Genomic DNA, 6,204 nt, shown 5'->3' on the forward strand with positions numbered 1-6,204 from the left:
AGGTCCTTTCGGTTCTCGGGGCCTTCGCCTCGACACGATTCTGTCGGGAGAAGCTCGGCCGGGCGGCCCCGCTCGGCGAGGTGGACCCCGAGCGGTTGAACGTTTTGGGTGGATCGATAGCGCTGGGACACCCGTTCGGGGCGACCGGCGCGCGCATCACACTGAGCGTGCTGAACGAGCTCAGGCGGCGCGGCGGAGGTTTCGGCCTCATCTCGGTGTGCGCTGCCGGGGGGCTGGGATTCAGCATGGTCGTCGAGAGCGAATGAGTCCTCTCGGCGGAATCCGCGTCATCGACTTGAGCCGTTACGCTCCCGGCCCGTTCTGCACGCTTCTGTGCGCCGCGCTCGGCGCCGAGATCGTCAAGGTCGAGCCGCTCGAAGGCGATCCGCTTCGCCAGATCGATTCCGAGGCCTTCGCCCGCCTGAATCGCGGCAAGAAGAGCGTGGCGCTGGATCTGAAGGATGACGTTGGGCGGGCGCGCTTCTTGAAGCTCGTCCGGACCGCGGACGTTCTCGTCGAGGGCTTCCGGCCGGGAACCATGAAGCGGCTCGGTCTCGACTACTCGTCGCTCGAGCGCGTCGTCCCCGGTCTCGTCTACATCGCGATCAGCGGATACGGTCAAAGCGGACCTTATCGCGATCGGGCGGGCCACGACATCAACTACATGGCGGCCGCGGGGGCGCTTCATGGGGCAGGCTCTCCGCTGCCGATGCAGGTCGCGGACTTCGCCGCCGGAGGCCTCTTCGCCGCGCTCGGAGTACTCTCGAGCCTGATGGAGCGAAAGCGGACCGGTGCGGGTCGGTACCTGGACGTGTCGATGTATCACGGGCTCCGTTCGTTCATGATGCTCGCCGAAGGGAACATCGGCGAGAAGCTGTCGGGACGTAATCCCAACTACGCTCTCTACTCGACCCGGGACGGCGAGACGCTCAGCGTCGGAGCTCTGGAGCCCAAGTTCTGGGAGCGCTTTTGCCGGGGGATCGGCCGCGGCGATCTCGTCGACCGCAAGGACGACGAGACCGCGCGAGACGAGGTGGCACGGGTGGTGCGGACGCGAGACGCTCCGACCTGGCGCGACATCTTTAACGACCTCGATGCCTGCGTGGAGATGGTCCGTTCCCCGAAAGACGCGAGCGCACCGACCTCGAGTCAACCGGGTGAGTCGGGCTCTTTCCCCACCAGAGCGGACTTTATTGCCCTCGCCCCCGCGCCCGAGCTCGGGCAGCACTCCCGCGAGTTTTTCGAGTAGATTGGATCGCTTTGCTCACGCCTCGAAGCCTCTCCCGACTGCAGAAGATAGCGGCCACCTTCGTCCGTTACGGTTTCGAGGACGTCCTCTCGAGCTTCGATCTGCTGTCCTGGATTGGCCTGCGCCCCCGAAGAAAGCGGAAGCCCGCCGAGCGTCAGCAGAGTCGCGCCCGGAAGCTACGGCTCGCGCTCGAGGAGCTCGGCACGAGCTACATCAAACTCGGACAGCTCCTATCGACTCGTCCCGATCTTCTCCCCCAAGCCTATATGGAGGAGCTCGGACGCCTTCAGGACCGTGTCGCCCCAATTCCCTTCGAGGGAATGAAAGAGGTGCTGGAGAGCGAGCTGGGCGCGCCCATCGACGAGACCTTCGAGCGCTTCGATGAAGAGCCCATCGCATCCGCTTCGATCGCCCAGGTTTACCGAGCACGGCTTCGCGAGTCTCGATCCGGAGTCGAGGGAGACGTCGCCGTCAAGGTCGTCAAACCGGGAGTTCCCGAACTCGTCAGTGTCGACCTGGACATTCTTCGCGAGGTGGCAGAACGGCTCTCCCGCTCCGCGCTCGCCAACCGCTATGATTTCCATGGCCTGAACTCCCAGCTGGAGACGACCCTTCGCGCCGAGCTCAACCTTCGCCAGGAAGCCTCCAACGCGGATCGACTTCGTGACTCTTTGCGGGAGTTCACGATGCTGCGCGTTCCTCGAGTCGTGGACGAGCTCGCTCGTGAGCGGGTCCTGGTGCTGGAATACGTGGAGGGCGCACGGCTATCCGATTCGGTCGCTCCCCATCCGCAGATCGCCGACGAGCTGTGGCGAGCGTATCTGAAACAGATCCTGCTCGACGGCGCGTTCCAGTGCGATCCGCACCCTGGCAACTTCCTCCTCGACGACACCGGGCGCCTCACCGTGCTCGACTTTGGGATGATCGCCTACATATCGCGCGAGAACCAGCTGCGCCTCATGGGGCTTCTGCTCGCTCTCGTCGACCGCGATGGCGACAGCGCCGCGAGACTCTGTCTCGAAATGGGTGTGACCGGCCGCGACTTCGTCGAGCCCCATTTCCGGGCCGCGGTATCCCACCTCGTCGCCCGTTATGTCGGCGTCAAGCTCAAAGAGCTTCCCTTCGGCATCATCATGCGCGACATCCTGATCCTCTCGGCTCGGCACGACGTCCAGATTCCCCCCGAGATGCTGCTCCTGGGGAAGACCCTTCTGAACCTCGAGCCCCTCTGCCGCAAACTCGATCCGGAGATGGATCCAGTCAAGACGATGAAGTCGTTCTCGATGCGCCTGTTCGAGGAGCAGATCCGACGTGATATGAGCTGGGAGCGGCTGGCGGCTCTGATACTCGAGCTGCGCTCGTTCGCCTACGAGGTGCCGCTCGGCACCAGAAGGCTCGTGAGCCAGATGGCCAACAACCAGCTTCGCGTCGGCATCTCCATCGAGAAGGCAGAGGAGATGCAAGTTGCGATTCGCGACGTCGCAAATCGCATCTCCCTCGGCGTGATCACCGCGGCGCTCATACTCGGCTCCGCCTTCCTCTTGAGCATCGACGCCGGACCCGTCATCTTCGGGTATCCGGTTTTTGCCCTGCTCGGCTTCTTGTTGGCGGCGGGCCTGGGCATCTACGTCGTGGCCCAAATTCTGACCGGCCGACATTAGAGAAGGCTGGCGAAAAACTACGGCGCAGCCTGCCGAGCGGTGGCCAAGACTTCTGCCGCGACGCTAGCGCGAATCGTCCGCATCGGGCTGCTTCGTGGGTATCAGATGTGAGCACGCAGTGCGAATAAGCGCCGCAAACCCCGAGCCGTGGCGGCACGACCCGCCTACGCTGGAAGCTTCGGCGGGTCCGCCGGAGCCTTGCGCGAAGGCGGATCGATTACGGGTCCCGCCACGGCACTGAGTATTGGAAGAGAAAGTAGCGAGGCCCGCTGACGCGAGCCTCGCTTCATTCGAGTCCTACTGGCCGGCGGCGAGCTCGGTGCGCGACGTCGCGTCCGGAGAAAGAACGTCACGCGGCGGAGGCGGAACTCCAAGGAGCTTCCCATGGCGCGAGCGATCCTTGTGCATGGGAAGAAGCGTTACGTCGACGCCGAGCTCGAACTTGTTCTGCAACGCTTCGTAGACCGCGTTGACCTTCCTGACGTAGTCTTTCGTCTCCTCCGCGGTCTTGCTGCTTCCCGCCCGGTAGTAGCCGGCGTTGAGCGGTCCGCCATTGTACTCCGCGAGCACCATGCTGTGGTCGTTATAAGCGGAGAACAGAATGTCGAGGTACAGGGCCGCGAGCTCGGTGTTCGCGCTGGGGTCGTACAACAGCGCATCCGAGTATTCCCAGTCGAGAGCCCGCGCCAGAAGCCGTCCCGTCGAGGGCCAGATTTGATAGATTCCCTTGGCATCCGCCGTCGAGGTGGCCAGGTGGTCGTATCCGCTCTCGACGATGCCGATCGAGACCAGCATCAGGGGCTCCACCGAAGGGTACTTTTCGCTCGACTTCATGACCAGGTCGGCATACTCGTACGCCTCGGCCAGGCTCACCCGGGGATTGGTCCGCATGATCTCGTCGCGTATTCCGAGCAGGAGCTGCTGCCGCTTCGACTCGAAGCTGATCCCAGCATCGAGGTTCTGGATCTTTTGCTCGACACGTCGCATCGTGCTTCCCATCTGGTCGTTGAGCTCACCGACTCGGTGGAAGGCGTAGAAAGCCACGGCAATCGTCGTCAATAAGAGCAGGGACAAAAGAAGCAATGCCGTAACCTGCCACCCGGGCCCCTGGCGCACGATGATGTGTTGGACTTCGCGAGCGTCTTTCAGGCGCGGCTCCGCAGAGTTCGAAGAACCGTTCGACTCCGATGGCGCCGCTGGGATCTCCGCGATATTGCGGTTTTGAGTACTAGCCATGCCGTATTTCCTCCAATCAACTCGACGGTGCTCCGGCACCTTGGGTCACCGCCCGTCAGATGTCTCTCCTGGCCCTTTTGGGCCTTTTGGGGCGACTCCCGTCGACGGAGTGCTGGGAAGGAGTAACGGTCCAGCCCTCCAGAGCAAACCTGGAAAGTCTGCTCGACCGAGATTGCGACCCCAATTCCGCCAGCATCTCGGCCTCGACTCGGGAAAGGAGTTGGAATCTAATCCTCATCCCGCTCCGGCGGCATCCATAAGTCAACGTACATCTCAAGCCCCACGAGATTCTGTGGCCTGCATCAGCTTCAACTCAAGATGTTGGAGTAGCGAGAGTATAGCACTGGATCCTCGCCGCGATCCATGAGTTTCAGAAGGCCGTGGGGGGAAGCCCGCGCGGCGACGGAGCGGGCAATGCGGATTAAGTCTTTATATTTGAACGACTTATCTAGTGACTGGAAGCCCCGGTGCGGGCGAAACCCGGCGGCCTGTCATCGAAAAATCTGAAAAAAAAGTTTGTCTTCTCGACGGATTTTTCTCTTGATCGCCTCAGTCGACGCCTTTTCGTCAGCCTCCGCCGGACGCGACGCTCAGGGCCGCTCTCACCGCGGAGACAACGAGAGCGAGGAGAAAGATTCGCGCCGCGGGTCGGCCGAAACGGCCTCTCCCGTCGATCCGATGGAACAAGAGTCCGAGACCGATCGCGACGACGGGCCAACTGAAGTAGTGATGCTTGAGAAGAAAGTTGAATCCCAGGTCGAGAAGAGTGAACAGGACGAGGACCAATGCCCAGCCTTCCAAAAGGCATCGACCTCTCGACCTGCCCTCGGCGAGCGCGATTCCCAGAAGCCCTCCGAGCGGGACGAGAAACGAGCCGAAGGAATAAGTGAACTTGGACGGGACGGCTGCCACGCGTGCGCTCAGGTCGATGACGCGTTCCCCTCCGGTTCCGAACAGGAGAACGGGAAGCGTGTCGCGAAAGAACGGGACGGCCCAATGCACATAATAAAGGAGGAACGCGACCGTCCAGGACACGAGAGCGAGCTTGACGAGGCTCTTCGAGAAATCGCGGTCGGAGCGATAAGAGATCAGGGCCGTGAGGGCGAGCGCCGCCGAGCCAAACAAAAGAGAGCCCGTATAGGAAAGAAAGCCGATCGTGAGCGCACCGGAAACCAGCCAGAAAATGCCCTTCTCCGAGAGTCGATTCGCGCAAATGGCGAGGAGCCCGAGCGCCACCGTGGCGGCGGCGCAGCCGAAGATCGTCATGAGATGGCCCAGGGCAAGAAGCTGAAAGCCAGTCGGCCCGAGCGTAGCCGCCGCCGCGTACACGCCCGCCCGCCTGTCGGCGACGTCGGTCGCCACCAGCCCGCAGGTAATCGGAATCATGGTGAGCAAGCCCGCGACGAAGAGCTTCGTCCCCGTGTGAAACCAGAAACGGGGAAGGCCAGCCAAAGGGGAGCTCACGGTGTGATAGAGCGACGGGTGAGGCACCACCAGGCCTCCCCATTGCGGTTGCCGGCTCAGCATGTTCGCCGGGTCGGGCAGGTAATAGAGGAGAAACTTCCCTTGCCAAATCTCCTCGGCGATCGCGGCGTGGTAAGCGAAATGACCTCCCACGTACAGCGGCGAGGCCATCGCCAAAAACCACGCGAGAAAGCCGAGGGACGCAACCGCGAGAACACCGGGCGCGGGCTCGGGCACGACATCGCGCTCGGCCAAGGCTCGAACTCCCCCTCGGACGAGGATTGCCCCGGCAGCCGTAGCGACCGACGCCACCACGACGAGAGGAAGCAAGGGGATCGCGATTGCAGGCCATAGCAAGACCGCGCCCGCGGGAACCATGAGCCACGCCACCGAAAGCCACGCCGCGCGACGCTCTGGAAGACCGATGCCCCGCAGCGCCAATAACAACGCCCAAGCCGATATCGTAAGAAATAGGATTGCGCGAACCGAGGGGAGGCTCCTGCCGCGGTCGATACGGACCGAAGACACCTTCAGCTTGGCCCCGGGGAATCCAGCAAAGCTGAGCTCGTGTCCGGAGCGCCACGAGAAGTCGGG

Annotated in this window: 5 protein-coding genes; 3 read left to right on the forward strand and 2 right to left on the reverse strand. The window is 62.8% G+C overall.

Annotated features, from left to right (window positions below; genetic code table 11):
• The 3 genes from VEK15_29720 to VEK15_29730 form a co-directional block, all read left to right on the forward strand.
• The coding region (locus tag VEK15_29720) for an acetyl-CoA C-acyltransferase (protein ID HXV64913.1) at positions 1 to 266 on the forward strand (266 nt) is incomplete at its 5' end.
• The gene (locus tag VEK15_29725; protein HXV64914.1) at positions 263 to 1,249 is read left to right on the forward strand and encodes a CaiB/BaiF CoA-transferase family protein; all 987 of its coding nucleotides are present in this window, start codon (positions 263 to 265) and stop codon (positions 1,247 to 1,249) included. The genes VEK15_29720 and VEK15_29725, both read left to right, overlap by 4 nt.
• Before the next feature lie 11 nt (positions 1,250 to 1,260).
• Positions 1,261 to 2,910 (forward strand): AarF/UbiB family protein, encoded by a 1,650-nt coding sequence (locus tag VEK15_29730; protein HXV64915.1) that lies wholly within the window; start codon positions 1,261 to 1,263, stop codon positions 2,908 to 2,910.
• A 297-nt stretch (positions 2,911 to 3,207) separates the two neighbouring features.
• On the opposite strand, the gene VEK15_29735 is transcribed toward VEK15_29730, so the two are convergent.
• Together VEK15_29735 and VEK15_29740 are read right to left on the reverse strand one after the other, a co-directional pair.
• Positions 3,208 to 4,146, reverse strand: a complete 939-nt coding sequence (locus VEK15_29735) for a transglycosylase SLT domain-containing protein (protein HXV64916.1) — start codon at positions 4,144 to 4,146, stop codon at positions 3,208 to 3,210.
• Between the two features lie 567 nt (positions 4,147 to 4,713).
• Positions 4,714 to 6,204, reverse strand: a 1,491-nt coding sequence (locus VEK15_29740; protein ID HXV64917.1) for a hypothetical protein, incomplete at its 5' end; no start/stop codon positions are given.

This window comes from Vicinamibacteria bacterium, assembly GCA_035620555.1.
Classification (GTDB): domain Bacteria; phylum Acidobacteriota; class Vicinamibacteria; order Marinacidobacterales; family SMYC01; genus DASPGQ01.